This window comes from Streptococcus oralis subsp. dentisani (assembly GCF_002096615.1).
GTDB lineage: Bacteria > Bacillota > Bacilli > Lactobacillales > Streptococcaceae > Streptococcus > Streptococcus oralis_U.
This window is the reverse complement of record NZ_NCUX01000021.1, coordinates 1-204: the sequence shown is the minus strand read 5'-3', so window position 1 is coordinate 204 and position 204 is coordinate 1. Positions and strand designations below refer to the sequence as shown.

At 45.1% G+C, this 204-nt stretch carries 1 protein-coding gene; it reads right to left on the bottom strand.

Annotated elements, in window-relative coordinates; all coding sequences use genetic code 11:
- A partial coding sequence (locus B7708_RS00165; RefSeq protein WP_193431738.1) for a hypothetical protein occupies positions 1 to 204 on the bottom strand: 204 nt, incomplete at both ends.

Here is a 204-nt window from a genome sequence, read left to right as displayed (position 1 = left end):
TGAAGCTGATTCACTTGCAGATACTGATGCGCTAGTTGATTGACTAGCTGATACAGATGCTGAAGCTGATTGACTTGCTGATACTGATGCTGAAGCTGATTGACTTGCAGATACTGATGCTGAAGTGCTTTGGCTTGCAGATACTGATGCTGAAGTGCTTTGGCTTGCTGATACAGACGCTGAAGCTGATTGGCTTGAGCTTAC